We start from the raw sequence: 25,332 nt of genomic DNA on the forward strand, positions 1-25,332 counted from the left end.
GTTTTGGATCATTCACCTGTACGACGACGAGTTTCGTCAAACAGTTCAGCCGTGCCCCCGAGGGCGGTGGCCAGGTCGGCCAGGTGGTCGGAGACCGGGCCGAGGGTGAGCAATCCGCTGCCGGCACCTGCGAGTTCGTGCGCTGCCGGGGTGAGGGCGGTGTGCGCGCGGGCCATGGTCTGCCGGTCGCCGAGAGCCAGCGCGGCTCGGGCGGTGAGGCACCACAGGGCCTCCTGGAGGTGGTCGCGCGGTGGGTCGGGCGTCGCGCGCAGGGCTTCGGCGGTCTCCGGGCGGTGGCCCTGGTCGAGGAGGAGCAGGGGGCGCGCCCAGGGGCCGTACGGGCCCCAGTCCGTGTGGTCGCCGAAGGCGAGGCGGAGGGGCAGCTCATGCCGCAGACGCAGGCACAGCAGTGCGAGCGGCAGCAGGCCGGCGGCGAGGCCCGGCATGCCCGCGTCGTGCAGCAGGCCGGCCGCGTCCCGGTAGGCGGCCTCCACTTCCGTCACCGGTGCCCGGCCGGTGGCGTCCAGCCGCAGTGCGGCGTACCAGCCGGTGAACACCCCCACCAGCGGCCGTTCGTGGCGTACGGCCAGGGCGTCCGCGGCGGCCGCATGACGGTCCGCCGCGCTGAAGTCACCGAGGGCGCTGCGGGCCTGGAGCCGCACGAGATGGCCGAGGATCTCGAAGTTGGCCAGGCCGCCTCGGGCGGAGAGGGCCACCAGCTCCGCGCCGATCTCGTCGCGGCGCGGCGCCAGCCCGGCACGGTGGAAGCACTGCATGAAGGCCGCGTTGAGGGCGAACGCCAGCAGCACCGGGTCGTCCAGCCGGCGGGCGATCTCCTCGGACTGGCGGGCCGCTTGAGGGCCGCGGGCGAGCGGGGTGCCGCGTGACTCCAGGGCGATCGTGGCCAGCAGACGGGCCTTGGCGGCCTCCTGTCCTTCGGCAGGCAGGGCGGTGAGGGTGCGCTCGGCGGCCGCGACCACGCGTGCGGCCTGTTCCGGGTCGTCGAGGCGGGTCCAGATCGCCGGCACGTCGTAGGCGCCGATGACTCGGGCCGTCAGTGCGGGGTCGCCCAGTTCCTCGGCGGCCGCGATCGCCGCGACCCGGTGCTCGCGGGCGGCGAGCAGGCCGCTGCCACCGGTGACGGCGAGGCTGCGCAGCAGACCGGTCGTCGATTCCAGGCGGGCCCGGGCGTCGGGCGCGACCGTGCGGTCGTAGGCGGCGGCGACCTGCTCCCAGACCCGGCCGGCGGGGTGGTCCGGGCGGCCGGTGGGGGTGTCCTGCGCCTGGCCGAGATGGTCGGCGTGCCGGAGGATGTCCGCCTCCAGGGCACGCAGCCGCGGCCCCGGGTCGACGCCCAGTTGCTCGGCCAGCAGGGCACGGGCCCGGCGCAGCACGTCCAGCGCGTCGGCCTGACGGCCCGTGCGGTACAGCGCCAGGGCCAGCAGGCGCCAGGCGTTCTCACGCCAGGGGTGCTCCGTCGCGTGCGCACGAAGGTCCGCGGCAGCCCGGTCGGCCGGGCCGAGGGAGATCAGCGCCTCGGCGCGCAGTTCCACGGCGTGCAGGCGCAGCTCGGTCAGGCGGCGGCTGTCGGCCCGGGCCCACGGCTGGTCGGCGAACTCCGCGTAGGCGGGGCCGCGCCACCAGCCGAGCGCCTCCTCCAGCCGTACGGTCACGGCCTCGGGCGGCAGCGTCGCGGCCGCGGCGACCGTCCGCTCGAAGCGCCAGGCGTCCACCGCGTCCGTCGCGGCACGCAGGGCGTAGCCCGGGCCGTCGGTGACCAGCAGCCGGGCCGGGCTGCGGGGCGCGCGGCCGGGTTCGAGGGCGCGGCGCAGTGCGGCGACGAACGTGCGCACGGCGCCCACCGCGTCGGCGGGCGGGTCCGTCCAGAGGTCGTCGACCAGGCGGGAGACCGGCACGACGCGGCCCCGGGCGACGATCAGCCGGGCCAGGACCGAGCGGTGTCTCGGTCCCTTCAGGGCGATCGGGTTCCCGTCCGCGTCCCAGGCCATGACCGGCCCGAGCACGCCGAAGCCTGGCCCCACGTCTTCCACCGCCCTCCATCGTCGCGGGTCACCCCGGCGTTGCTCATCCACTGCTCATCCACCCGCAGGAGGATCGAGGAACAAGATCCCCGAGAGACATCCCCGCAGGGAATCCCCCGGGGGCGGAGTCCCCTGGGCTCCCTGAGAGGCATCCTCCACCACTCGATCGCCACCCATTCAGAACCAAGTGATCGCAACCAATCCATTCGCGTTCGCGCAGGAAGGAGCGGAGCCGTGACACCTGTCATCGCCGGCTTCGATCATCATCGCGTCCCCGTCGCCGACGGAGTGTCCCTGCACACGGCCGTCGGCGGCTCCGGCACACCCGTCGTCCTGCTGCACGGCTTCCCGCAGACCCACCTGATGTGGCGCCATGTGGCGGCCGCCCTCGCCGCCGACCACACCGTGATCTGCCCCGACCTGCGCGGCTACGGCGCCAGCGACAAACCGGCGGAGACCGACGGCACCGTCTACGCCAAGCGCACCATGGCCGCGGACGTCGTGGCCCTGGCCCGCGAACTCGGGCACGAGCGCTTCGCGTTGGCGGGGCACGACCGTGGCGCCCTGGTGGCCTTCCGTGCCGCACTCGATCATCCCGGCATGCTCACCCATCTGGCGTGCCTGGATGTCCTGCCGACCCTCGACATGTGGGAGGTGATGCACGGTGTCACCGCCGCCGTCGGCTTCCACCTCTATCTGATGGCCCAGCCGCCGGGCCTGCCCGAGCGCATGATCGGCGCCGCCCCGGACGCCTTCTTCGGCCACTTCCTCGACACCTGGACGGCCGATCGGCGAGCCGTCCCGGCGGAGGTCCGCGCCGCCTACCTGGCGGCCTGCCGGGAGGCGGTGCCCTCGATCGTCGCCGACTACCGGGCCTCCGCCGGCGTGGACATCGAGCACGACCGGGCCGACCGCGCCGCGGGCCGCACGCTCGGGATGCCGGTCAGTGTGCTCCAGCAGGACTGGGGCGCGGCCCTCGGCTTCGACGCCGCCGCGCTGTGGCGCGCCTGGGCGGCCGACCTGCGGCACACCACGGTCACCTGCGGCCACTTCATGGCCGAGGAGGCGCCGGACGACATCGTGAAGGCGCTACGGGAACTGCTCGCCCGCTGACAGGAGGGAAGCGCGCCGGATGCGCCGGTGTCGGCTACCAGCGCCCCGGCTCGGTCCCGATGATCGGCTCCGACGGTTTGCCGTCCACCCCGACCGGTACGTCCCCGGCGAGCATCACGCGGTGCATGATCCGGGGAAAGTCGAGGTGGGCGGTGTCGCCGGGGGCGAGGTGGATGGTGGCCCGGTTGTCCCAGAAGGCCACGCTGCCGGGTTCCCAGCGGAAGCGGACCGTGTACTCGGGCCGTACCGCCTGCTCCAGCAGCATGTCGAGGATCGCCCGGCTCTCGGCCCGGGAGAGGTCGGCGATCTGCTCGACGTAGTAGCCGTTGACGTAGAGGACCCGCTCCCCCGTCTCCGGGTGGACGCGCACCAGCGGATGCAGCGAGGCGACCTGATGGTCCAGCAAATGGCGGACGTACGCGTCGTCGCCGGGCCGGGGCTGGTAGCCGACGCCGAGCCGGTGCTCGGCCCGCAGGCCGTCCACGAACTCCCTGACCGGGCCGGACAGTCCGGCGTACGCGGCCGCCAGGTTCGACCAGGTCGTGTCGCCGCCGTAGGGCGGTACGGTCTCGGCGCGCAGGATCGTCGCGGCGGGCGGGTCGATGCGGGCGCCGTGGTCGCAGTGCCAGCCGCGCAGCAGGGTGTGCCGGCGGCGGCGCAGCCACTCGTCGTGCTCCATGCCGAAGCGGCCGCCCAACTCCAGCCGGTCGGCGGTGGTTTCGATCTCGGGGACGTCCGGCGGGGAGGCCTTCCCGCGCCGCCCCAGCACGACCGGTTCGCCGAAGCGGCGCGCGAACGCGACATGGCCGGCGTGGTCCAGCCGCTGCCCCCGGAAGAACACCACCTTCCAGCGCAGCACCGCCGCCCGGATCGCGGCGACCACGGCGTCGTCCAGGTCCCCGGCCAGGTCGACGCCGGCGATCTCCGCCCCGATGTGTCCGGCGACCGGGTTCACCTCGATCCCGATGGCCTGCTCCGTCCCGTCCGCAGGGAACCTGTCCGTCGTCATGCGCGCTCCGTCGGTCGTCCGCACCGGCTCCGGTCCGAGCCGGTTCCAGGAAGATCGTGACAGTGTTCGGCGGGCGTGGCGACGGGGCCTCGGTGCACGGGGAGGCCCGCGGTCGTCAGCACCGCGTCCACCAGCTCCCCCACCGAGCGCCCGCCCGTGTCGATGCGGGCCAGGCCGTGCGCGTCCACGGCCTGCGCCACCAGCGTCTGAAAACGCTCGGCACGGGCCAGGAACTTGTCCACCAAGTACCGTTCCCGGCCCGTCAGTTCCCCATAGCGGGCCGACGACCGCAAGCGCTCACGCAGCACCGCCTCGTCGGCCGTGAGCCATACGGCTCCCGTGTGCGGCACGGACGTCAGCCCGGCCACGCGGGTGGGCCACAGCGCGGAGCCCTCCAGGACCAGGCCCGGGCCGTCTCCCCTCGCCCGGTCGTTGATCAGTGCCTCGATGCGCGGCCACAGGCCTGCGTAGTGGTCGAGCACCGACCGGATCAGCTCGTCCACGTCGAGGCCGGCGTAGTGCTCGGCGACATGCGGCGGCGGCTCCCACTCCGCCGTCCGCCAGGGCCGCCCCGGGTGCCGGGCGAGCTTGTCCGTCGAGCGGCAGTCGAACCCGAGCCGCTCGGCGACGGCCCGGGCCACGGTCGACTTGCCGGTGTGGGAGGTTCCCCCGATGAGCACGACGCGCACGCACTGCATGCCGTCGACCCTACTCATCCCACGGCGAACCCCCGACTCATCCCACGGCGAACTCCCGTATCACCGTGTTCCGGAACACCGCCGTCCCGTCGATCGTGAACAGCGCGAGCCCGGTGTCGATCAGATAGGGAAAGGCCGCCGACGAGTGCACGTACCGGCCGTCGTCCACGAACATCTCCACGGACGTACGGTCGACCAGAATGCGCAGCTTCACCGTGCGGGCGGACGGGTCGAACGGGCTGTGGCTCTCCTGCCACCTGCCGGAGGCGTCGGGGTTGACGGTGGGGCGGCGGTTGAGGAAGGCGTAGTCGCGGTAGATCCCGGCGTCGATGTGGCGGCCGCCGTCGGGTGAGCGGCGCAGCTGTAAGCCGGCGCCGGTGAGTTGGTCCCAGGTGATCTCGCAGGTCACCTCGTAGGCCGTGCCGCGGTAGTCGAGCACGCGGGTGCCGGTGACCTCCAGGTCGCCCAGGTTCAGCGTGCGGGAGACGTGGTGGTCCAGTGCGGCGACCGGTCGTGAGGCGAGGTAGTGGGTTCCGGAGGAGGCCCGCTTCAGGGTGATCTCCCGGACGATCGAGTCGGTGCCGTTGAAGCCGTCGCAGTCGATGGTGGGCGTGCGGTGCGCGTAGTCCCAGTTGTTCAGCCAGCCCAGCGCGTACCGGACGGACGGGTCCACCGAGCCGTCGCTCCGGTGCTTCTCGAAGGTGACGGCCCCGTACCAGTCCCAGCCGTGGTCGAGCCACTGAGGGTCTGCGGCGTCGGCGGTGAACGCGCTGCCGTCGAAGGAGCCCGTCCAGTACGCGTAGGTGTTGGGCAGCCCCGAACCCTTCCCGTTGGCGCTGACGCCCAGCACCCACTTCGCCGTGCCGTCCTCGGCGGTGATGCGGAACAGGTCGGGACACTCCAGCGTCCCGATGCCCTCCTTGATGAAGCCGCCCGCGTACGTCCACGTCTTGAGATCGGCGGAGTGGTAGAAGCCCACCTTGGTGCCTTCGGCGAGCGCCATCACCCAGCGGTCGCGGTCCTCGTCGCGGATCACCTTGGGGTCGCGGAAGTCGGCTCCCACCCGCGGAGTGGGCAGGACCGGGTCGGTGCCGTAGTTGGTGAACGTGCGCCCGCCGTCGGTCGAGTAGTACAGGAACTGCTCCTGGTGATCGGTGCCGCCGCCGGGCGACATGGTGGCGATCACGATCACCGCGCCGGCACCGAAGCCCGCGGTGTTGTCCCTGTCCACCACCGCCGAGCCCGACCAGACGTCGCCGTTGGGGGTCGTGTCCTTGGGCACGGCGACGCCGCGGTCCGTGAAGGACACCAGGTCGGTGCTGGTGGCCAGGCGCCAGGCGGTGCCTTCGACGCCAGTGAAGTAGTCCGCGTTGTACAGGTAGTAGTAGTGGTACTCGCCGCCGATCCACACCGGCCGCTGCGGGTCGTTCTTCCACTGGTCCGGGACCGTGAAGTGGTACGCGGCACGGTAACTGGCGCAGGTGGCGGCGGTCTTGGGTTTCGCGGCGGCGGGGCTCGCGGCAGGTAGCAGTGCGGTCGCCGCGCCCGCCGCCGAACCGGCGAAGAGCGCTCTTCTGGACAATCCACGCATCACACATCGTTCCTCTCGTCGTCGAGGCTCAGAACGGCGGCTCATGTGGATCAGGACTCTGCGACCTAACTCGTTAAAGGTCAAGTCGTTCGGGACTCTTGACAGGCCCGTAACGTGCTTCACATCATCTGGGTCATCAGATTCGGCTAACACGAGTTAGGCCCACCCTGAATGACCGACTCGCATCTCACCCGCCGCACCCTGCTGCGGTACGGCGCCTACGGCGCGGGAGCCGCCGCGCTGGCCGGTACCGCCGCGAGCTGGGACCGGCTCACCGGAGCCGACATCCCCGGCCGCGACGACGGCTCCCTCGTCGTCGCCACGCTCGGCCCCGCCTACGGGCCGGAGGCCATCCGCACGCTCACCGAGGGCTTCAAGAAGGTCCACCCCGACATCAAGCTGCGGATCAACGCCGTGCAGGCCGTCGACTGGTCGGACTTCTTCGCGAAGATCCTCACCCAGATCGCGGCGGGCACCGCCCCCGACCTCGTGTACGTCGCCACCGAGGGCGTGCAGCTGTTCGCGCAGCGCCTCGGGGTCCCGCTGGACGACTGGGTGAAGCGGGACGCCGAGGAGCTGCGCGAGTACTTCGCCGACGTCCATCCGTCGCTGGTGGAGTCGATGATGTACGAAGGGAGCCTCTACCAGCTGCCGGTCGAGTTCAACGCGGCCGACATGTACTTCAACACCCAGGTGCTGAAGCGGGCCGGCGCGAGCTTCCCGCCGGCCGACTGGACCCGCGACGACTTCACCGCGCTGCTGCGGGACATGAAGAAGTCCAGCGGCTCCCAGTTCACGCCGTACTTCTGGACCAACCGGCTCTGGGGCGGCGTGGTGCCCTGGCTCTTCGCCAACGACACCAACCTGCTCACCGAGTCCAAGGCGCCGGGGGGCGCCTGGCTGTGGGACTCCTTCTATCGGGCCGCGGAACGGGAGGGGCGCGGCGGCGGCTTCCGGTGGACGACCCCGCAGGCGACCGACGCCCGCGTGGAGGAGGCGTACGACTATCTCGCCTCGCTCGTCCAGGAGGGCCTGTGCACCCGGCCCGAGGGGGGCAACGGCCAGAACCTGATCGGCGTGTTCTCCACCGGCCGGGTCGGGGTCACACCGGCGGGCGGTTTCTGGGCGGGCGGCCTGCATCTGGCGGGCATGAAGGCCGACGGCTTCGACGTGCAGTACTTCCCGCGCTGGCGCACGCAGCGCATGCAGTACGGCGCCGCCGGCTACGCGCTGCTGCGCACGTCGAAGAAGCAGGCGGAGGCCTGGGAGTTCATCAAGTACGCCGCCCGCAGGGACACCCTGATGCGGCTGTTCGAAACCAACCAGACCACCCCGGCGCGCCGCTCGATGCTGACCGCCGACCGCTACCAGGAGACCGGCCCGAACCACTGGCAGGTCTTCTACGACACCCTCGACAAGTTCCCCGACACCGGGCCGATCCCCGCGCCCCCGCAGGTCGCCGAGGTCGAGCAGGTGCTGCTGAAGCACACCGGTACCGCGCTGGCCTCCCGGCGTGCGGTCGCCCCCGCGCTGCGGCGGATGCAGAGCGATCTGGAGAAGGCCATGGAGCGTGACGTATGACGAACACCCGGATACCGGCCGTCCGGCCGAAGCCGCCGACCGCTCCCCCGACCGCTGCGCCGGCCGTCGCGCCCCGTCCGTCCGCCCGTGACCGCGGTGCCCGGCTGCTGGCCACGCTGTTCCTGGCACCGACGATCGTCGGCATCGTGGTCTTCACGGTCGTCCCGATCGTCGGCTCGGTGGTGCTGAGCCTCTTCCACTGGAACGTCATCGACGACCCCAGCTTCGCCGGAGCCGCCAACTACCGTGAGGTCTTCGGCGATTCGACCGTGCTCGTCTCCTTCCGCAACACCCTGGTCTTCATGGTGTTCGCGGTCGCGCTGCAACTGCTCATCGCCCTCGTCCTGGCGCTCGCGGTGAACGGGCGCATGCCGGTGTGGCTGCGGTCGATGTTCCGCTCGGCGTTCTTCTTCCCGCTGGTGCTGTCCGCCGCGTCGATCTCGGTGGTGATGAAGTACCTGTTCAACCAGGACTTCGGGATGGTGAACTGGCTGCTGGGAGTGGTCGGGATCGCTCCGGTGCCGTGGCTGACGTCCGAGAACGCGGCCATGGCCACGGTGGTCCTGGTCTATGTGTGGCAGCAGTTCGGTTTCTCGTTCCTGCTGTTCGTCGGGGGTCTCAACAACATCCCCAAGGAGATCCACGAGGCCGCCTCCCTGGACGGCGCGACCGGCCTGCGCAAGCACCTGAACATCACGCTGCCGCTGCTGTCGCCGACGCTGCTGGTCGCGTCGGTGGTCGGCATCATCAACGCGCTTCAGGTCTTCGAGCAGCCGTACGTCCTCACCAACGGCGGGCCCGGCGACGCCACCCGCACCGTCGTGATGGTCATCTACGAGAGCGCCTTCGAGCAGCTCCGCTTCGGCGAGGCCTCCGCGGTGGGCGTCCTGCTCTTCGTGCTGATCATGGCGGTCACCGCCCTCCAGTTCCGGCTCAGCCGGCGTTTCGTCCACTACCAGTGAGCCGGGTGAGTCCCATGAGCCAAGCGACAATGAACCTCAGCCGTGCCCGGTACTCGCTCGCGCCGTGGGCACGCATCGCCGGACTGACCGTGTGCGCGCTGCTGACCCTCGGCCCGGTCATCTGGACCGTCTCCACCTCCCTGCGCACGCCGGCCGAGTCCTTCGACCTGCCGCCGAAGATCATCCCGACGGAACCCACCATGGAGTCGTACCGCGGGGTCTTCGACCAGATCGACGTCTGGCTGCTCGCCCTGAACTCGACGCTGGTGACCGCGCTGATCGCGGTCGGCCAGATGATCACGGCGGGGCTGGCCGGATACGCCTTCGCACGCCTCGAGTTCCGGTTCAAGAAGCCCCTGTTCGGGCTGGTCCTGGCGACCATGATGGTGCCGCTGCAGGTCACGATCGTGCCGGTGTTCCTGGTCCTGAAATCGATGAGCCTGACCGACACGCTGCTCGGCCTGATCATCCCGGCCTTCCCGACCGCCTTCGGCACCTTCCTGATGCGCCAGTACTTCCTGGGCATGCCCAAGGACCTGGGCGAGGCGGCGATGCTGGACGGCTGCGGGCCCTGGCGGATCTTCCGGTCCGTGTACGCCCCGCTGGCCGCGCCCGGTCTCGCGATCGTCGGCGTACTGGCCTTCAACTACCACTGGAACGAGTTCTTCCGCCCGCTGATCCTGGAGACCTCCGGCCAGAACTACACGCTCCCCCTGGGCCTGGTCTCCCTCCAGGGCAACCTGGGCACCGGCTCCATCTCGGTGGTGCTCGCCGGTGTCGTGCTCTCCATGATCCCCGCCGTCGCCGTGTTCGTCGTCGGTCAGCGCCCTCTGCGTGAGGGCATCACGTCCGCAGGAGTCAACCGTTGAGCCTCGCCGCTCAGTCCACGGACCCCAGCGCCCCGCGCTTCCGGGTCCGTCCCCCCGCCAACTGGATCAACGACCCGAACGGTCCCTTCCGTTGGCGGGGCCGCCACCACCTCTTCTACCAGCACAACCCCGACGCCCCGGTACACGCCAACGTCCACTGGGGCCATGTCTCCAGCCACGACCTCGTCCACTGGGAGCACCATCCGATCGCGCTCACCCCGACCCCGGGCGGCCCGGACGAGGCGGGCTGCTGGTCGGGGTGCGTGGTCGACGACGACGGGGTGCCGACGGCCGTGTACACGGGCGTCGACCGGCAGCACACCGGTCTCGGCTCGATCTGCCTGGCGCGGGCGCTGGTACCGGAGGACGAGACGCTGACCGACTGGCGGCCCCTGGCGACGCCGGTGGTGACCGGCCCGCCCGCCGACCTGGACGTGGTGATGTTCCGCGACCCGTTCGTCTTCCGCAGCGAGGGCCGACGGTGGGCGGCGGTCGGTGCGGGGCATGCCGACGGGACACCGTCGGTGCTGCTGTACGACTGCGACGACCTGGCCGACTGGCGGTTCGCCGGGGTGCTCCTGGACGGCAACGACCCGGTCGCGGTGGATGCCTTCGGCGACAAGGCGGTGGGCTGGGAGTGCCCGCAGTTGTATGTGACGGCGGGCGGGGAGTGGGTGCTCGTGTTGTCCCTGTGGGACGGGGATCCGTGCTCCACCGGGTATCTGACGGGCCGTCTGCGACCGTACGGGGAAGACGGGTTGCGCTTCGAGGCCCGCGTGGGCGGGCGGCTGGACCACGGGCGGGACTTCTACGCCCCCGCCGTGCTCCAGGAGCCGGAGCGGGCGTTGATGTGGGGCTGGTCCTGGGAGGCCCGCGAGCAGAGCGAGGTCGACCGGGCGGGCTGGGCCGGTGTCCTGACCGCGCCGAGGGTCGTGGACACGCAGCCGGACGGGTCGCTGCGGGTCGTACCGGCTCCGGAGCTCGAACTGCTGCGTGCGGACGGGCCGTTCGTCACGGCACCGGGCTGTCCGACGCCGCTGCCGGAGGCGTACGACCTGACCGTCACCGCATCGGGGCGGACCACGGTGAGCCTGCTGCGGTCAGCCTCAGGCGCGGAGTTGAGGATTCTGCTGGACCCCGAGGAGGGCACGGTGACGCTCGACCGCGGGGACTGGCCCCGGACGGGACCCGAGGGAGCGGGACCGATCGTCGTGCGGGCGCCGGCCGGTGAGGTGCGGATCCTCGTCGACGGCTCGCTGCTGGAGCTGTTCGTCGGCGACCGGGCGACGGTCACCGAGCGGGTCTACCGGCGGCCGGACGATGTGCCCGAGCTGGTCGTCACGGGTTCCGCGGCGGCCGTCACCGGCTGGGAGCTGGTCCCACCGACGCACGAGTGATCACCGGGCAGGCGAGGCGCCGTACCGTCGCGGGCGGCGTCCTGCCGGTGTCGATGGAGTCGAGGACCAGCCGTGCGGCGGCCTCGCCCATCGCCCGGTGGGGCAGCGCGACGCTGGTGAGGGGCGGGGTGAGGAACTCGGACATGTGCTCCTGGTCGTCGTAGCCGACCACCGACAGCTCGCCGGGGACGGCGATGCCGAGCCGGGTCGCGGCGTGCAGGACGCCGGCCGCGACCCGGTCGTTGTAGCAGAAGATCCCGGTGGGCCGCCGGTCGGCGGGGAGCCCGTCGAGGACGCGCATCGCGCCCTCGTAACCTCCGCTGATCTCGCCTCCGCTCCTGACGACCCACTCCTTGGGGACGGTGATGCCCTCGGCGCGCAGCGCGTCCCGGAAGCCGCGCAGGCGGTCGACGGAGGCGATGTCGTCCTGGCCGCCCACCATGGCCACCCTGCGGTGCCCCTCGTCCAGCAGCAGCCGGGCCGCCGTACGGCCGCCCGCGCGCTCGGCGGGGATGACGGAGGGCAGGGAGTCGTCCTCGGGCAGGCAGTTGGCGAGGACGGAGTGGGTGCGGTGCAGGCCCTCAGGGACGCGGACACGGCGCAGGGACATGGCCGCGTAGATGATGCCGTCCACGCGCCGGTCGAGGAGTTCGGCGACGGCCGCGTCCTCCTTGGCGGGGTCGCCGCCGGAGTCGATGGTCAGGACGAGGTGGTCGCTGCCCCAGGCGGTCTCCATGGCGCCGCGCAGCAGCCGGCCGGCGAAGGGGGAGGAGGCGATCTCGTCGGTGACCAGGCCGATCACGGCGGTACGGCGGCGGCGCAGGCCGCGGGCGACGGGGTCGGGGCGGTAGCCGAGCCGGGCCGCGGCGTCGCGGATGCGTTCCTGGGTGGCGGGCGAGAGGTTGCCCTCGGCGCGGCCGTTGAAGACGAAGGAGACAGCCGTGTGCGACACGCCGGCGAGCCGGGCGACGTCCCGTGACGTGGGACGCGCCGATCCCGTCGCCTGCCTCTCCTCGGTGCCGCCCATGCCGTCCGCCGCCCTCATCCCCCACCCGTCCGGTTGATCAATCCTCACCCTATCCGTGACGCTGGGTGTACGGCACAGTCGAGGGAAGGTCCCACAGTGATCAGCATCCCGGCGCACACGCTCAACGACGGTACGACGATCCCCGCCATCGGTCTGGGCACCTGGCCGCTGGACGACGCGCAGGCGGAACGGGCGGTTCTGGACGCCCTGGAGCTGGGCTACCGCCTCGTCGACACGGCGACGAACTACCGCAACGAGACGGGGGTCGGCCGGGCCGTCGCCCGCAGCGGGGTTCCGCGCGAGGACGTGGTGGTGACGACGAAGCTCCCGGGCCGGCATCACGGCTACGAGGAGACCCTCGCCTCCTTCGAGGAGTCCCGCGCCCGGCTCGGCCTGGACCACGTGGACCTCTACCTCATCCACTGGCCACTCCCCCGCGTCGACAAGTACGTCGACTCCTGGAAGGCGATGATCAAGCTCCGCGAGGACGGTCTCGTCCGGTCGATCGGCGTCTCCAACTTCACGCCCGAGCACATCGAGCGGCTGGAGAAGGAGACCGGGGTCCTCCCCGCGGTCAACCAGATCGAGCTGCACCCGCTGTTTCCGCAGGCGGAACTGCGCGCCTTCCACACCGGCAAGGGCATCCTGACCGAGAGCTGGAGCCCCCTGGGCCGCGGCACGGCCCTGCTGGACGATCCCGTGATCCTCTCGATCGCCGAGGCACACGGGGTGACGCCGGGCCAGACCGTCCTGCGCTGGCACATCCAGCTCGGCGCCGTCCCCGTCCCGAAGTCCGCCGACCCCGGGCGACAGCGCGAGAACCTGGACGTCTTCGGCTTCGACCTCAGCCCCGTCCAGATGACGGCGATCGCGGACCGCGCCCACCGGCGCATCGGCGGGGATCCCGAAGTGCACGAGGAGTTCTGACCGGCCCGAGAACCCCTGCCCCGCGTCGATGAGCTGAGCGACGCTCCGGCCCAGGCATGCAGGCCGCCGTCGGCGGGGTACTCGAGGCGTTCGGGAAGGAGGCGCTTGTGACTGAGAAGGACCGGCTGCGGGACTATCGGGGGAAGCGGGACTTTGCGCGGACGCGGGAGCCGGAGGGGCGTGGGGCGGGTCCGGGTGAGGAGCCGCGGTTCGTGGTGCAGATCCATGACGCCAGCACGCTGCACTTCGACTTCCGGCTTCAGGTGGACGACGTACTGAAGTCGTGGTCGGTGCCGAAGGGGCCCTCCGACGATCCCCACGACAAGCGGCTCGCCATGCCCACCGAGGACCATCCGCTGGAGTACGAGGAGTTCGAGGGTGTGATCCCGAAGGGCGAGTACGGGGGCGGAACGGTCATCGTCTGGGACCACGGCACGTACGAGCCGCTGAGCCACGACCGCAAGGGGCGCCCCGTGGACTTCGACGAGTCCATCGAGCGCGGGCACGCCACGTTCCGGCTGAGGGGATCGAAGCTGCACGGCGAGTACGCCCTCACCCGGTTCCGCGGCGGGCAGGACGGCGACCGGGAGGCGTGGCTGCTGGTGAAGGCGGGGAAGGGCAGCCGGGCACGCGCCCACGGCACGCCCGACCCGTACCGGGCCCGTTCGGCGCTGACCGGCCGTACCCTCGCTCAGGTCGCCGCGGACGGCGACGAGGGGTGAACGGTGGCGACGGCCCTTCTGGAGAGCCTTCCCGCTGAGCAGCAGCGGCTGTTGCGGAAGGCTCGACCGGGGGCGGACCTGGCCCCGCAGCCCATGCTGGCCACGCTGAGCGAACGGCGGGACTTCTCCGGCGAGGAGTGGCTGTTCGAGCGGAAGCTGGACGGGGTGCGGGTGCTGGCGGTGCGTGAAGGCGGGCGGGTCGCGCTGCTGTCCCGCACGGGGCGCCGGCTCGACGCCACCTACCCGGAGGTCGCGGAAGCGCTCGCCGAGCAGTCGTGTGCCGACTTCACCGTAGACGGGGAGATCGTCGCGTTCTCGCGCGGCCACACCGACTTCGCCCGGCTTCAGCAGCGCATGGGCCTGACCCGGCGGCAGGACGTGGCAGCGAGCGGTGTCGCCGTGACGTACTACGTCTTCGACCTGCTCAGGCTGGACGGCCACGACACCACACGGCTGCCGCTCAGGGCCCGCAAGTCCCTGCTGCGGCGCGCGCTGACGTACCGCTCGCCGCTGCGGATGACGCCCCATCGCAACGCCGGCGGGGCCGAGCTCCTGGCCGACGCCTGTGCCCGGGGCTGGGAGGGCCTGATCGCCAAGCGGGCCGACGGCGACTACCAGCCGCGCCGGTCCAGGGACTGGCTCAAGCTGAAGTGCTCGCAGGGGCAGGAGTTCGTCGTCGGCGGGTTCACCGAACCGGCCGGGAGCAGGGTGGGGCTTGGTGCACTCCTGCTGGGCTATCACGAGCGTGGGCGGCTGCGGTACGCGGGCAAGGTCGGCACCGGCTTCGACCGGCGCACGCTGCTCGAGCTGCGGGAGCGCCTGGACGGGATGCGTGTCTCGCGCTCGCCGTTCGACGGGCCGGTGCGGGAGGCGGGCGCGCGGTGGGCGAGGCCGGAGCTGGTCGCGCAGATCGGCTTCACCGAGTGGACCCGGGACGGCATGCTGCGGCATCCGCGATTCCTGGGGCTGCGGGACGACAAGGCGGCCGAGAACGTCGTACGGGAGCGGCCGACGGGAGGTACGGCCGCCTGAGCGCCTTGCGGATCTTCGGGTTCCGCCCCCAACCGGCCTTGTCTGCCTCTATGTTCGCGGCGGAAACCATCTCCTCCAGGAGGCCCCCCGCATGCGCACCGCACTCCGTACCGCCCTCACCGGCGCCGTCGCCACCGCCACCGTCCTCGTGTGCGGCCCCGCCCACGCGACACCCCCGGGCCCGGGCGTCACCGGCCGGACCATCAGCCAGACCACCGTGGGTGACACCGACTACGTCCTGCGAGAGGTCACGGTGCCGCCCGGCCAGGCCACCGGCTGGCACTACCACGACGGTCCCGTGTACGGATACGTGAAGCAGGGCACGCTCAGCCACTACCACTCCGACTGCGCCTCCGACGGCGTCTATCCGCAGGGCACCGTCGTGCGCGAGCCGGGCGGACCGAGCGACGTCCACCTCGGCCGGAACCTGGGCGACACCACGCTCGTCCTGGAGGTGTTCTACATACTCCCGCACGGCGCGCCGTTCTCCGAGGACGTGCCCAACCCCGGCTGCCCCTTCGAGTGATCACACCGGCGGCAGCGGCTGTTCGGCCCAGATGGTCTTGCCGCTGCCGGTCTGCCGGCTGCCCCAGCGCTGGGTGAGCTGGGCGACCAGCAGCAGTCCGCGGCCGCCCTCGTCGTAGGCGTGGGCCCGCCGCAGGTGCGGGGAGGTGGAACTGCCGTCGGAGACCTCGCAGATGAGGGTGCGGTCACGGATCAGGCGGAGCTGGATGGGTGGTGCGCCGTACCGGATGGCGTTGGTGACGAGTTCGCTGACGACGAGTTCGGTGACGAAGGCGGCCTCGTCCAGTCCCCACGCGGTCAGCTGGTCCGTGGCGGCCTGCCGGGTCCTCGCCACCTGTTCGGGGTCCGGCAGGACGTCCCAGGTGGCGATGCGGTCCTCGCCCAGGGCCCGGGTGCGGGCCAGCAGCAGGGCCACGTCGTCGCTGGGGTCCTCCGGCAGGACGGCCTTGAGCACGGTGTCGCACAGGGCGTCGAGGGTCTCCGCGGGCGCGGTCAGCGCGCGGCACAGTTCCGCGGTGGAGTGGTCGATGTCGCGGTCGCGGTCCTCGATGAGGCCGTCCGTGTACAGGGCGACCAGGGAGCCCTCCGGCAGCTCCACCTCCATCGCCTCGAAGGGCAGTCCGCCGACACCGAGCGGCGGTCCCGCGTTCAGCTCGAGGACCTGTGTGCTGCCGTCGGGCAGGACGAGGACCGGCGGCGGATGACCGGCGGCGGCTAGGTGGAGGCGGCGGGAGACGGGGTCGTAGACGGAGTACAGGCAGGTGGCGCCGAGTTCGGCGACCTCGTCGGTGTCGTCCCCGGCGAGGTGCGTGACGAGGTCGTCGAGGTGGGTGAGGAGTTCGTCGGGCGGCAGGTCCACGTCGGCGAGGGTGCGTACGGCCGTGCACAGGCGGCCCATGGTGGCCGACGACGGAATGCCGTGCCCGACGACGTCGCCGACGACGAGGGCGACCCGGCTCCCGGACAGCGGGATCACGTCGAACCAGTCGCCGCCGATGCCGGCCTGCGAACCGGAGGGCCGATAGCGGTGGGCCACCTCGACGGCCGCCTGTCCGGTCAGTCCCCGGGGCAGCAGGTTGTGCTGCAGGGACAGTGCGGTGGTGCGTTCCCGGGCGAAGCGGCGGGCGTTGTCGACGCAGACGGCGGCCCGGCTGGCGAGTTCCTCGGCGAACACGGCGTCGTCGCCGCCGTAGTCGTCGGACTGCTTGATGCGCACGGCCACCGCGACACCGAGGGTGGTGCCGCGGGCCCGCAGGGGCACCGCCATCATCGAGTGGGCGCCGACGCGGTGGCGCCGGCCTTCCGGGGCCCGGGCGTTGCGTTCGGCGATCCACCGCATGAACGCCGGTTCGCCCGCGTGACTCTGGATCACCCGGCCTTCCAGGATCGCGCGGGCCGGCGGTGAGAACGGCGGGTAGTAGTCCACCTCGCCCAGGTGCACGGCCGCCTCCGGGGTGCCCTCGGTGCGGGAGCCGTGGGCGACGCGGCGCAGGGCGATGTCCGTGCCGGCCAGCGCCGGCGGTTCCTCGGCGCCGAGGACCCAGTCGAACAGGTCCACGCTGGCGAAGTCGGCGAACCGGGGCACCACGACCCCGACGAGCTCCTCGGCGGTGCGCACCACGTCCAGGGTCGTGCCGATGGTGGCGGCCGCCTCGTTCAGCAGGGCGAGCCGCTGCCGCGCCCAGTACTGTTCGGAGCTGTCGAACGCGGCGAGCGCTGTGCCGATCAGCTCGCCGGAGGAGTCCCGCACGGGCCACATGTCGGTGGTCCAGGCATGCTCCCGGTTCAGGGCCGGGGCGCCCGTGAAGCTCTCGTAGCGCAGCGGCCTGCCCGTCTCGGCGACCTGGCGCAGATGCCGCAGAAAGCCCTGGCTGTGTACCTCGTCCTCCACGGTTTCCGGGAAGTGGCGGCCGAGCAGCACCTCCTCCGGTACGCCCATGACCTTGCAGGCCGCTTCGTTGAGCCGCAGATAGCGCTGGTCGGCGTCGAAGACGGACATGGACATGGACGCCTGCTGGAAGGCCCGCTCCGCCAGGGAGGGCTCGTGCTCGTCGGGGGGTGCGGCGGTGATCACGTATCCACCCGGGCCGCCGTCCTCGCCCAGCACGGCGCACGCCGTCACGTGCAGGGCCAGGGGTGGGCCGTCCCGGTGCCGCAGTACGGCGGTGCCGGTCAGCGCGGCCACGGCTTCGGGCGGCGGCTGCTCGGCGAGCAGCTCCCGCACCGGCCGTCCCACGGCTTCCTCGGCCGTCAGGCCGGTCAGACGGTGGGCACCCTCGCTCCACCCGGTGACGACACCCTGGGCATCGATGATCGCCGCAGCGGAGACGCGCTCCATGTCGTCCAGCATGAGTCCTGCGCGGCACCGCATCAACCGCGATGCGCGGGCGGTCGCGCCCGCGGGGCAACGGAGCTCGCGCCCGCCGTGGTCCCGCGGGGCCCTCGGCTCACTTGCGCAGTGCTGCGAGGGCCCGGTCGGCGTGGGTGTTCATGCGCAGTTCGCTGCGGACGACCTCCAGGACCGTGCGGTCCTGCCCTATGACGAAGGTGACCCGTTTCGTCGGGGCCAGCGAGAAGCCACGGGTCACGCCGAACCGCTCACGGACGCTGCCGTCGGCGTCGGACAGCAGCGGCATGCCCAGGGTGTGCCGGTCGGCGAACTCCTGCTGGCGTTCGACGGCGTCGCCGCTGATGCCCACGGGCCGTGCGCCGACCGCGGCGAACTCGGCGGCGAGATCCCGGAAGTGGCAGGCCTCCGCGGTGCAGCCCGGGGTGAGGGCGGCGGGGTAGAAGAAGAGCACCACCGGTCCCTCGGCGAGCAGGCCGGTGAGGCTGCGGGTGGTGCCGGTCTCGTCCGGCAGCGAGAAGTCCTCGACCTTGTCGCCGACCTTCAGCTGTGCGCTCATGCCCGGCCCTCCGCGCCCTTCGCCACGTTGCGGGCCCACAGCACGAGCGGGATCTGCAGCGGCAGCCGGCCGAGGGCGGCGGCCTTCTGCGGCGCTGGGCGGTGCCGCCAGTCGGCGGCCATCTGCACGTTCGCGGGGAACACGCCGACGAAGAACGCCGCCGTGGCCAGCGCGGCGGCCTTGCGGGTACGCGGCAGCGCCAGCCCGGCCGCCAGCGCCAGTTCGGCGGCTCCACTGACGTACGTCCAGGTCCGGGGCCTCCCCGGCAGGGCGCGCGGCACGATCTCGTCGAATCGGCGTGGTGCGGAGAGGTGGGCGACGCCCGCTGCGGCCAGCAGGCCGGCGAGCAGCAGGGGCGAGCGTTGGGACCGGGGCACGGCTCCTCCTTGGATGGCCTGCCGCCGGATGCTACCGGAGGGTAGCTCACGGCCGTCACCCACCCCGGCCGCCCTGCTGGGTACGGCGGTTGTGGGTTCCGGGCGTGTAGCCGAAGGAGCGGCGGAAGACGTCGATGAAGGCGCTGGCGGAGGACCAGCCGCAGCGGTGGGCGACGGTCGTGACGGGTGTGTCCTCGGCGAGCAGGCGCAGTGCGTGGTAGAGGCGCGACTGGGTGCGCCACTGCGGGAAGGTCATGCCGAACTCGTGGCGGAAGAGCCGGCTGAGGGTACGCTCGCCCGCTCCCGTCGCGGCGCCGAGCGCGGCGAGGGTGCGCGAGTCGGCGGGGTCGGCGTGGACGAGCGCGCAGACCGCGGCCAGGCGCGGATCGGTGGGCGTGGGCAGGCGCAGAGGCCGCTGGGGCGAGGCGCGCAGTTGGTCGCGCAGGACGGCGAGCAGGCGGTGGCGCTCGGGCTGTCGTCGCCGGGGTCGTGGGTGTAGGCGACGATCAGCTCGCGCAGCAGCGGGCTGACGGCGAGGACGGTGGGGGCGTCCAGGGCGAGCGGGTTGTCGTCGGCGGGCAGGCCGACCAAGTGGAGGTCCAGGTGGCCGTGGGCGCGGTGCGCGTGGACGGTACCCGCGGGGACCCAGATGGCGCGGTTGCCGGGCGCGAACCAGGTCCCGGTGTCGGTGGTGACGGCGAGGACGCCGGAGCCCGCATAGACGATCTGGTGGTCGTCGTGCCGGTGTGCGTCGATGCGCTCCCCTGCGGCGAGGACCTGGGCGCGGGTCGGCGCGATCGGCGTGTGGCGGATGTTCGACACAGTTGGGCAGATTATCGAAAGCGGGCCCCTGCGCGGCCCCGCGACGATCGCAGGGTGTCCACGAAACGCGATCGCGCCATCACGCTGCTGTCCCTGGGCCACGCCTGTGTCGACGTCTACCAAGGCGCCGTGGCGGCCCTCGTCCCCTACTTCGTCGCCGAGCGCGCCTACAGCTACGCCGCCGCTTCGGGCGTCGTGCTCGCCGCATCCTTGCTGTCGTCGGTGGTGCAGCCGCTGTTCGGGGCGCTCACCGACCGCCGGTCGATGCCCTGGCTGCTGCCGCTGAGCGCGCTGACGGGCGGTGCCGGGGTCGCGCTGAGCGGCGTCATGGGTTCCTACGCGCTCACGTTGGTGGTGGTTGCCGTCTCGGGGATCGGCGTCGCCGCGTACCACCCGGAGGCCGCCCGCGCGGCCCGCGACGCCGCGCACGGCAGTCATACGGCGATGGGCTGGTTCTCCCTCGGCGGCAACGTCGGTTTCGCCCTCGCGCCGCTGCTGGTGGCATCGGTGGTCGCCACCGGGGGTCTGCGCGCCTCGCCCCTGCTGGTCGTCCCGGCGGTCGTGGGGGCGGCCCTGTGCGCTGGAGCCGTGCGCTCGGCCGGCGGTCGTGGCGGGTCCTCGGGCGTGGGCGAGGATGTCGGCAGCGACGACTGGGGGTCGTTCCTGCGGCTGTCCGGCGCCGTCGTGTGCCGGTCGATCGTGTTCGTCGGACTGAGCGCTTTCGTCTCGCTGTACATCCGGCAGCGGACCGGCGGCGGGGACATGGCCGGTACGGTCGCGCTGTGCGTGCTCTATGTCGGCGGCGCGGTGGGCACCGTGGCCGGGGGGCGGCTCGCCGACCGGTACGGGCGGCTGGCGGTGGTGCGCCGGGCGTATGTGCTGACGGTGCTCGCGGTGGCCGGCGTGGTCCTGGTGCCCGGGCCGCCCGTGTATCTGTTCGTCGCCCTGACCTCGGCCGGCCTGTACGTCCCGTTCTCGCTGCACATCACGCTCGGCCAGGACTACCTGCCCCGGCGGGTGGGCACCGCGAGCGGTGTCACGCTCGGACTCACGGTGAGCGTGGGCGGTCTCGCCGCCCCGGTCATCGGTGCGCTGGCCGACGCCACCTCGCTGCGGACGGCGCTCGTGCCGCTGATCGTCCTGCCGGCGCTGGGCCGGCTGCTGCTGAGCAGGCTGCGGGAGCCGGCGCAGCCCGGAGGGGCCGGTACGGCGCCCGGCTCGTCCGACCGGCGCCCTCGCGCGAAGTCGGCATGATCTGGGCGAGGGGATCGATCAGGCGGTCCCGGCCGGTGCCGCGGGCTGCTGCTCGCTCTCCTCGTCGACCGCGTAGGCCAGGAAGTCGTCGACCATGCGGTGGAAGAGGCCGGCCAGCCGGCGCAGCTCCTCGGGGGTCCAGTCGGCCAGGGCGAGCTGCATGCCGCGGGCGCCGGCCTCGCGGATCCGGGCGATGGCCTGCCGACCGGCCTCGGTGAGTTCGATGCGCTGGGCGCGGCGGTCCTGCGGGTCGGGGACGCGGGTGACGTACCCCGACTTCTGCAGCTGCTGCACCGTGCGCGTGACGTGCGATGCCTCCACGCCGAGCCGGTTGGCCAGCTCCCCGGGGCGCAGCGACTCCGAGTCGGCGACCTGGCGCAGCAGCGCCACGGCGGCCCGGTCCAGCGGCACGCCGGCCAGGGCCATCAGCCGGTCGTGCTGCCGGGCCCGGGTGCTGAGGTAGGTGATCCGGGTGAGAGCGCGCTCGATCTCGACCACTTCCGGGGACGCGGGCGTGTCGGGGAGTTCGGGGAGCGGGGGTGTGGACATACCTGCCACTTTACCATCTCATTGCGTAACTCAATTAATTAGCCACTGTCCCGACCTGCCCCGCCTCGACCTCCACCGCCTCCCGCCAGCTCGCCCGGCCTGCGATGGCCTGTCGCCACTGCCGGATCGAATTGGGCGGCATGCCGACCGCCAGGGCGCCGGTCAGCCGGTCGCCGGTGGTACGCGGCGACGAACCGGCGTTCCGTCAAGTCGCCCTCCACGACGGCTACTTCGTCGTGTCCGCGCAGATACCCGTACGCCTGGATCTTCATGTCGTACTGGTCGGACCAGAAGTACGGCACCGGCGCGAACGGCCTGCGTCCCTCGGGGTGGAGCAGGTTGCGCGCGGCCGCCATGCCCTGCTCGGCGGCGTTGGTACGGTGCTCGATCCGCATGGAGACCCCGAACAGCGGGTTGTACCAGCGGGCGACGTCCCCGGCGGCGTACACGTTCCGCGCGGCCTCGCAGTACGCGTCGCACACGACTCCGTCGCCGACGGTGAGCCCGCTGCCGTCGAGCCATTCGGTGTTGGGCTGCGAGCCGACCGCGACCCGCACCGTGTCGGCCTCGATCAGTTCACCGTCGGCGAGCCGCACGCCGTGCGAGGTCACCTCGGCCACGGTGGCGCCGCAGCGCAGGGTGACGCCCCGCTCCCGATGGGCGCGTGTCAGCATCTCGCCGACCTCCGTGCCGACGGCGTGGGCCAGCGGCACGGGGCGGGTTCGAGGAGCGTCACGTCGCGGCCGAGCCGCCGGGCGACGGCGGCGGCCTCGGCCCCGAGGAACCCGGCGCCGACCACGACCAGCCGGCTGCCCGGCGTCAGCCGGTCCCGCAGCCTCAGGGCGTCGTCCAGGGTGCGCAGCACATGCCCGCCCTCCCCGGGCAGCCGGCGCGGCCGTACCCCGGTGGCGACGATCAGCCCGTCGTACGGCACCGTCGAGCCGTCGGCCAACTCGACCGCGCCGCCGGCGAGCCGCAGACCCGTGGCGGCCACGCCGAGACGCAGGTCGAGGTCGAGGCCGGCCAGGTCGCCGGGGGTGCGCAGGGCCAGCCGCTCGGGCTCCCACTCGGCGGCCAGGAGCTGCACGGGTCTGCTCCCCCTCGGGGATGACCTTGCCCGCGGCGCGTACTGCGATCCGAGTACCGGCGATTGTCGGCGGACGCACGACGACGTGCCGGGCCGTTCCCGGGAAGCTGTACCCGACCGCTCCGCAACCGGAAGATGCCCGCCCATGACCATCCGCGTACTCCTCGCCGACGACCAGGCCCTGCTGCGGGCCACCTTCCGGATCCTGATCGACTCCTGCGCGGACATGGAGGTGGTCGGCGAGGCCACCGACGGCGCCGAGGCCGTCGACCTCGCCCGCACCCACCGCCCTGACCTGGTCCTGATGGACATCCGCATGCCCGGCACCGACGGACTGGCCGCCACGTCCGCCATCTGCGCCGACCCGGACCTCACGGCGGTACGCGTGCTGATCCTCACCACGTTCGAGATCGACGAGTACGTCGCGCAGGCGCTGCGGGCCGGGGCGAGCGGCTTCCTCGGCAAGGACGTCACCGCGGACGTGCTGCTCGACGGCATCCGGACCGTGGCCGCGGGCGAGTCCCTGCTCTCCCCCACCGCGACCCGCACGCTGATCACCCGGTTCCTGGCCTCCCCCGCCGAGAGCTCGCAGTCGGCCGCGCCCGAACACCTGGCCGCCCTCACCGCCCGCGAACGGGAGGTCATGGCCTGGGTGGCCGAGGGACACTCCAACGAGGAGATCGCCGAGAAGCTCTTCGTCAGCCCGCTGACCGTGCGCACCCACGTGCACCGCACCATGACCAAGCTGGGCGCCCGCGACCGCGCCCAACTCGTCGTGATGGCCTATCAGTCGGGCCTGGCGCGGGCCGTGCCGCCGAACGGGGAGCACTGACAGCCGTTCCGCCGGTCGGGCCAAAGGCGCCAGGGCCGCCGTTCAGGGGAAAACCGCGGCAAGCGTGCGTGGCGGGGGCCGGGGCCGTCGACAACTGACCCGTGAGCCTGCCGCTGATCCCACCCATGCTCGCCACGACCGGCACCCTGCCGCCCGCCGCCCAGGACGCGCGCTGGGCCTACGAGACCAAGCAGGACGGCCAGCGCGCGGTGGTCTATCTCGAAGGGGACGGCAGCCTCCTGCTGCGCGCCCGTTCCGGCGAGGACATCACGGCCGCCTATCCCGAACTGCGGCCGCTCGGCGAGGCACTGGGCTCCACTGCGGCCGTCCTGGACGGGGAGATCCTGGCGCTGGACGAACAGGGACGCGCGAACTTCCAGTTGTTGCAGTCCCGCATGGGTCTGGCGCACGCGCCCGCACGGGCCGCACGGATGGCGGCCCGGACACCCGTGCATCTGGTGCTGTTCGACGTGATGCACCTGGCGGGCCGCCCCCTGGTCACGCTGCCCTACACCCGGCGCCGCGGGCAGCTGGAAGAGCTGGCTCTGCACGGGCCGTACTGGTCGACCCCGGCCGCGGTGGTCGGCCACGGCGCCGAAGCCCTGCGGGCGACCCGCGAGCACGGACTGGAAGGGCTCGTGTGCAAGCGGCTGGACTCGGTGTACGAACCCGGGGTGCGCTCCCGTGCCTGGATCAAGATCCGCAACATGCACAGCGAGGACGTCATCGTCGGGGGCTGGCTGCCCGGCAAGGGACGGCTCACGGGCCTGCCGGGCGCGGTCCTGGTCGGACAGCGTGCGGCCGGACGGCTGCGGTACGTCGGCAGTGTGGGCACGGGCTGGAGCGAGGCCGAGCGGTCGCAACTGGCCGAACTGCTGAGGGTGTCCGCGACGGACACCTGCCCCTTCGACCCCGACCCGCGGGTGCCGGGCGCGCACTGGGTGCGGCCCCGGCTGGTCGGAGAGGTCCGCTACAGCGTCCGCACCCGCTCCGGGCTGCTGCGCCAGCCGTCCTGGCTGCGACTGAGGCTCGACGTCACGCCGGAGGCGTCGGCGGCCGACCTGCCCGACGAGAGCGTGTGACGCGGCTTCGGTCCCAACTGTTGCGCTGATCGTTACCAGCGGTACGTCCGTGGCTCTTGGCACGGAAGTGAAAAGCCAGGATGCTGAACTGCCTTTCCCCCATAGTCGTTGGGCTGCGCCCGAACCAGGAGGAGGACGCAGTGTCGTCACAGACGTCCCGGATACGCCGTATGCGCTGGATCACCGGTGCGGCCGGTGCCGCCGCGCTCGTCATCGCCTTCCCCAGCACCGCCTTCGCCGCCCCGCCCGCGGCGCTTCCCGCCAACGCCGAGGCGGCCGAGCAGATGTACCAGCCCGCCTACGACTACGACACGGACGGCTGCTACTCCACGCCCGCCATCGGCCCCGACGGAACCGTCAACGGCGGCCTGAAGCCGACCGGTTCACTCAACGGCAACTGCCGCGACGCCTCGGACCTCGACAACACCAACGGGTACTCGCGCTACAAGTGCAACAACGGCTGGTGCGCCTACATGTACGCCCTGTACTTCGAGAAGGACCAGGCGGTGGCGGGCAGCAGCATCGGCGGGCACCGGCACGACTGGGAGCACGTCGTGGTGTGGGTGCAGAACAACGCGGTGCGGTACGTCTCGACGTCCAACCACGGCTCGTTCACGATCAGCGCCGCGTCCTCGGTGCGCTTCGACGGCACGCACCCGAAGATCGTGTACCACAAGGACGGCATCAGCACGCACTGCTTCCGCCTGGCCAACTCGAACGACGAGCCGCCGGAGAACCACAAGGGAACCTGGCAGTACCCGCCGCTGGTCGGCTGGAACGGCTACCCGTCGGGCGTGCGCGACAAGCTGGTCGCCTACAACTTCGGCAGCGCCAACTTCGGCCTGAAGGACGCCAGTTTCGCGAACCACCTGGCGTCGGCGAAGCCCTCCGGCATCACGTTCGACCCGAACGCCTGATCCCGCGACCG

The 25,332-nt window shown here is 72.2% G+C and carries 22 protein-coding genes and 2 pseudogenes; 13 read left to right on the forward strand and 11 right to left on the reverse strand.

Annotation, left to right across the window (positions count from 1 at the left end):
• Positions 1-8: 8 nt before the first annotated feature.
• Positions 9-2,009, reverse strand: coding sequence for a BTAD domain-containing putative transcriptional regulator (locus tag ACQEV2_RS01260; protein WP_433054096.1), 2,001 nt, complete (start codon positions 2,007-2,009; stop codon positions 9-11).
• 267 nt (positions 2,010-2,276) lie between these two features.
• Between ACQEV2_RS01260 and ACQEV2_RS01265 the strand changes: the two genes are divergently transcribed.
• Positions 2,277-3,155, forward strand: a complete 879-nt coding sequence (locus ACQEV2_RS01265) for an alpha/beta hydrolase (RefSeq protein WP_433035371.1) — start codon at positions 2,277-2,279, stop codon at positions 3,153-3,155.
• A gap of 34 nt (positions 3,156-3,189) precedes the next feature.
• Here the strand turns inward: ACQEV2_RS01265 and ACQEV2_RS01270 are convergent, their stop codons facing one another.
• From ACQEV2_RS01270 to ACQEV2_RS01280, 3 genes are read right to left on the reverse strand one after another with little or no spacing between them, the layout of a single operon-like run.
• The gene (locus ACQEV2_RS01270) at positions 3,190-4,164 is read right to left on the reverse strand and encodes a TauD/TfdA dioxygenase family protein (protein ID WP_433035374.1); all 975 of its coding nucleotides are present in this window, start codon (positions 4,162-4,164) and stop codon (positions 3,190-3,192) included.
• Positions 4,161-4,862 carry an AAA family ATPase gene (locus ACQEV2_RS01275; protein ID WP_433035377.1) on the reverse strand — a complete coding sequence of 234 codons (702 nt, stop codon included), beginning with the start codon at positions 4,860-4,862 and terminating at the stop codon, positions 4,161-4,163. The genes ACQEV2_RS01270 and ACQEV2_RS01275 overlap by 4 nt, the downstream gene beginning before the upstream one ends.
• Before the next feature lie 37 nt (positions 4,863-4,899).
• Complete coding sequence (locus tag ACQEV2_RS01280) at positions 4,900-6,453, reverse strand: glycoside hydrolase family 32 protein (protein ID WP_433035380.1); 1,554 nt, start codon at positions 6,451-6,453, stop codon at positions 4,900-4,902.
• 171 nt (positions 6,454-6,624) lie between these two features.
• Here ACQEV2_RS01280 and ACQEV2_RS01285 point away from each other — a divergent pair, with 171 nt between their 5' ends.
• Genes ACQEV2_RS01285 through ACQEV2_RS01300 form a run of 4 tightly spaced genes read left to right on the forward strand, consistent with a single transcriptional unit; the run spans position 6,625 to position 11,262 of the window.
• The gene (locus tag ACQEV2_RS01285; protein ID WP_433035383.1) at positions 6,625-8,034 is read left to right on the forward strand and encodes an extracellular solute-binding protein; all 1,410 of its coding nucleotides are present in this window, start codon (positions 6,625-6,627) and stop codon (positions 8,032-8,034) included.
• A complete protein-coding gene (locus tag ACQEV2_RS01290; RefSeq protein WP_433035386.1) occupies positions 8,031-8,996 on the forward strand; it encodes a carbohydrate ABC transporter permease in 966 nt (321 codons plus the stop codon). Before ACQEV2_RS01285 ends, ACQEV2_RS01290 begins: the two co-directional genes overlap by 4 nt.
• A gap of 14 nt (positions 8,997-9,010) precedes the next feature.
• A complete protein-coding gene (locus ACQEV2_RS01295; RefSeq protein ID WP_433035389.1) occupies positions 9,011-9,865 on the forward strand; it encodes a carbohydrate ABC transporter permease in 855 nt (284 codons plus the stop codon).
• Positions 9,862-11,262 carry a glycoside hydrolase family 32 protein gene (locus ACQEV2_RS01300; RefSeq protein WP_433035392.1) on the forward strand — a complete coding sequence of 467 codons (1,401 nt, stop codon included), beginning with the start codon at positions 9,862-9,864 and terminating at the stop codon, positions 11,260-11,262. Before ACQEV2_RS01295 ends, ACQEV2_RS01300 begins: the two co-directional genes overlap by 4 nt.
• Here the strand turns inward: ACQEV2_RS01300 and ACQEV2_RS01305 are convergent.
• A complete protein-coding gene (locus ACQEV2_RS01305; RefSeq protein WP_433054099.1) occupies positions 11,225-12,289 on the reverse strand; it encodes a LacI family DNA-binding transcriptional regulator in 1,065 nt (354 codons plus the stop codon). The genes ACQEV2_RS01300 and ACQEV2_RS01305 overlap by 38 nt on opposite strands.
• 96 nt (positions 12,290-12,385) lie before the next feature.
• Here ACQEV2_RS01305 and ACQEV2_RS01310 point away from each other — a divergent pair, with 96 nt between their 5' ends.
• The 4 genes from ACQEV2_RS01310 to ACQEV2_RS01325 all read left to right on the forward strand — a co-directional run bounded on the left by ACQEV2_RS01310 (position 12,386) and on the right by ACQEV2_RS01325 (position 15,496).
• The gene (locus ACQEV2_RS01310) at positions 12,386-13,216 is read left to right on the forward strand and encodes an aldo/keto reductase (protein ID WP_433035394.1); all 831 of its coding nucleotides are present in this window, start codon (positions 12,386-12,388) and stop codon (positions 13,214-13,216) included.
• Between the two features lie 107 nt (positions 13,217-13,323).
• Complete coding sequence (locus tag ACQEV2_RS01315) at positions 13,324-13,938, forward strand: DNA polymerase ligase N-terminal domain-containing protein (RefSeq protein ID WP_433035396.1); 615 nt, start codon at positions 13,324-13,326, stop codon at positions 13,936-13,938.
• 3 nt (positions 13,939-13,941) lie between these two features.
• Positions 13,942-14,970 carry a non-homologous end-joining DNA ligase gene (gene ligD / locus ACQEV2_RS01320; RefSeq protein WP_433035399.1) on the forward strand — a complete coding sequence of 343 codons (1,029 nt, stop codon included), beginning with the start codon at positions 13,942-13,944 and terminating at the stop codon, positions 14,968-14,970.
• A gap of 91 nt (positions 14,971-15,061) precedes the next feature.
• Positions 15,062-15,496, forward strand: a complete 435-nt coding sequence (locus tag ACQEV2_RS01325; protein WP_433035402.1) for a cupin domain-containing protein — start codon at positions 15,062-15,064, stop codon at positions 15,494-15,496.
• On the opposite strand, the gene ACQEV2_RS01330 is transcribed toward ACQEV2_RS01325, so the two are convergent.
• From ACQEV2_RS01330 to ACQEV2_RS01345, 4 genes and pseudogenes are all read right to left on the reverse strand, one after another.
• A complete protein-coding gene (locus ACQEV2_RS01330; RefSeq protein ID WP_433054102.1) occupies positions 15,497-17,833 on the reverse strand; it encodes a SpoIIE family protein phosphatase in 2,337 nt (778 codons plus the stop codon).
• Between the two features lie 109 nt (positions 17,834-17,942).
• On the reverse strand, positions 17,943-18,401 hold the full coding sequence (locus ACQEV2_RS01335) for a peroxiredoxin (RefSeq protein WP_433035405.1): 459 nt from the start codon (positions 18,399-18,401) through the stop codon (positions 17,943-17,945).
• Positions 18,398-18,778 carry a DoxX family protein gene (locus ACQEV2_RS01340; RefSeq protein ID WP_433035409.1) on the reverse strand — a complete coding sequence of 127 codons (381 nt, stop codon included), beginning with the start codon at positions 18,776-18,778 and terminating at the stop codon, positions 18,398-18,400. Before ACQEV2_RS01340 ends, ACQEV2_RS01335 begins: the two co-directional genes overlap by 4 nt.
• 55 nt (positions 18,779-18,833) lie before the next feature.
• Positions 18,834-19,600, reverse strand: a pseudogene (locus ACQEV2_RS01345) (AraC family transcriptional regulator).
• A 54-nt stretch (positions 19,601-19,654) separates the two neighbouring features.
• On the opposite strand from ACQEV2_RS01345, the gene ACQEV2_RS01350 reads away from it, so the two are divergent.
• Positions 19,655-20,854 (forward strand): MFS transporter, encoded by a 1,200-nt coding sequence (locus ACQEV2_RS01350; RefSeq protein WP_433035412.1) that lies wholly within the window; start codon positions 19,655-19,657, stop codon positions 20,852-20,854.
• An 18-nt stretch (positions 20,855-20,872) separates the two neighbouring features.
• Here ACQEV2_RS01350 and ACQEV2_RS01355 read toward each other — a convergent pair whose 3' ends face one another.
• Together ACQEV2_RS01355 and ACQEV2_RS01360 are read right to left on the reverse strand one after the other, a co-directional pair.
• On the reverse strand, positions 20,873-21,403 hold the full coding sequence (locus tag ACQEV2_RS01355) for a MarR family winged helix-turn-helix transcriptional regulator (protein WP_433035415.1): 531 nt from the start codon (positions 21,401-21,403) through the stop codon (positions 20,873-20,875).
• A 34-nt stretch (positions 21,404-21,437) separates the two neighbouring features.
• A pseudogene (locus tag ACQEV2_RS01360) lies at positions 21,438-22,487 on the reverse strand (NAD(P)/FAD-dependent oxidoreductase); the annotation flags it as partial.
• A gap of 148 nt (positions 22,488-22,635) precedes the next feature.
• Here ACQEV2_RS01360 and ACQEV2_RS01365 point away from each other — a divergent pair.
• The 3 genes from ACQEV2_RS01365 to ACQEV2_RS01375 all read left to right on the forward strand — a co-directional run bounded on the left by ACQEV2_RS01365 (position 22,636) and on the right by ACQEV2_RS01375 (position 25,321).
• Positions 22,636-23,322, forward strand: a complete 687-nt coding sequence (locus ACQEV2_RS01365; RefSeq protein WP_433035418.1) for a response regulator transcription factor — start codon at positions 22,636-22,638, stop codon at positions 23,320-23,322.
• Positions 23,323-23,423: 101 nt separating this feature from the next.
• Positions 23,424-24,404, forward strand: a complete 981-nt coding sequence (gene ligD, locus ACQEV2_RS01370; protein ID WP_433035421.1) for a non-homologous end-joining DNA ligase — start codon at positions 23,424-23,426, stop codon at positions 24,402-24,404.
• A gap of 170 nt (positions 24,405-24,574) precedes the next feature.
• Positions 24,575-25,321 (forward strand): NPP1 family protein, encoded by a 747-nt coding sequence (locus ACQEV2_RS01375; RefSeq protein WP_433054105.1) that lies wholly within the window; start codon positions 24,575-24,577, stop codon positions 25,319-25,321.
• The last annotated feature ends 11 nt before the right edge of the window (positions 25,322-25,332 follow it).

This window comes from Streptomyces sp. CA-251387 (assembly GCF_050936625.1).
Lineage (GTDB): Bacteria > Actinomycetota > Actinomycetes > Streptomycetales > Streptomycetaceae > Streptomyces.

Coding starts and splice junctions, on each gene's coding strand:
- ACQEV2_RS01290 (WP_433035386.1), top strand. CDS start 8,031: ATGACGAACACCCGGATACCGGCCGTCCGGCCGAAGCCGCCGACCGCT.
- ACQEV2_RS01275 (WP_433035377.1), bottom strand. CDS start 4,862: ATGCAGTGCGTGCGCGTCGTGCTCATCGGGGGAACCTCCCACACCGGC.
- ACQEV2_RS01285 (WP_433035383.1), top strand. CDS start 6,625: ATGACCGACTCGCATCTCACCCGCCGCACCCTGCTGCGGTACGGCGCC.
- ACQEV2_RS01305 (WP_433054099.1), bottom strand. CDS start 12,289: ATGGGCGGCACCGAGGAGAGGCAGGCGACGGGATCGGCGCGTCCCACG.
- ACQEV2_RS01355 (WP_433035415.1), bottom strand. CDS start 21,403: ATGTCCACACCCCCGCTCCCCGAACTCCCCGACACGCCCGCGTCCCCG.
- ACQEV2_RS01330 (WP_433054102.1), bottom strand. CDS start 17,833: ATGGAGCGCGTCTCCGCTGCGGCGATCATCGATGCCCAGGGTGTCGTC.
- ACQEV2_RS01365 (WP_433035418.1), top strand. CDS start 22,636: ATGACCATCCGCGTACTCCTCGCCGACGACCAGGCCCTGCTGCGGGCC.
- ACQEV2_RS01295 (WP_433035389.1), top strand. CDS start 9,011: ATGAGCCAAGCGACAATGAACCTCAGCCGTGCCCGGTACTCGCTCGCG.
- ACQEV2_RS01280 (WP_433035380.1), bottom strand. CDS start 6,453: ATGCGTGGATTGTCCAGAAGAGCGCTCTTCGCCGGTTCGGCGGCGGGC.
- ACQEV2_RS01325 (WP_433035402.1), top strand. CDS start 15,062: ATGCGCACCGCACTCCGTACCGCCCTCACCGGCGCCGTCGCCACCGCC.
- ACQEV2_RS01375 (WP_433054105.1), top strand. CDS start 24,575: ATGCGCTGGATCACCGGTGCGGCCGGTGCCGCCGCGCTCGTCATCGCC.
- ACQEV2_RS01270 (WP_433035374.1), bottom strand. CDS start 4,164: ATGACGACGGACAGGTTCCCTGCGGACGGGACGGAGCAGGCCATCGGG.
- ACQEV2_RS01260 (WP_433054096.1), bottom strand. CDS start 2,009: ATGGCCTGGGACGCGGACGGGAACCCGATCGCCCTGAAGGGACCGAGA.
- ACQEV2_RS01335 (WP_433035405.1), bottom strand. CDS start 18,401: ATGAGCGCACAGCTGAAGGTCGGCGACAAGGTCGAGGACTTCTCGCTG.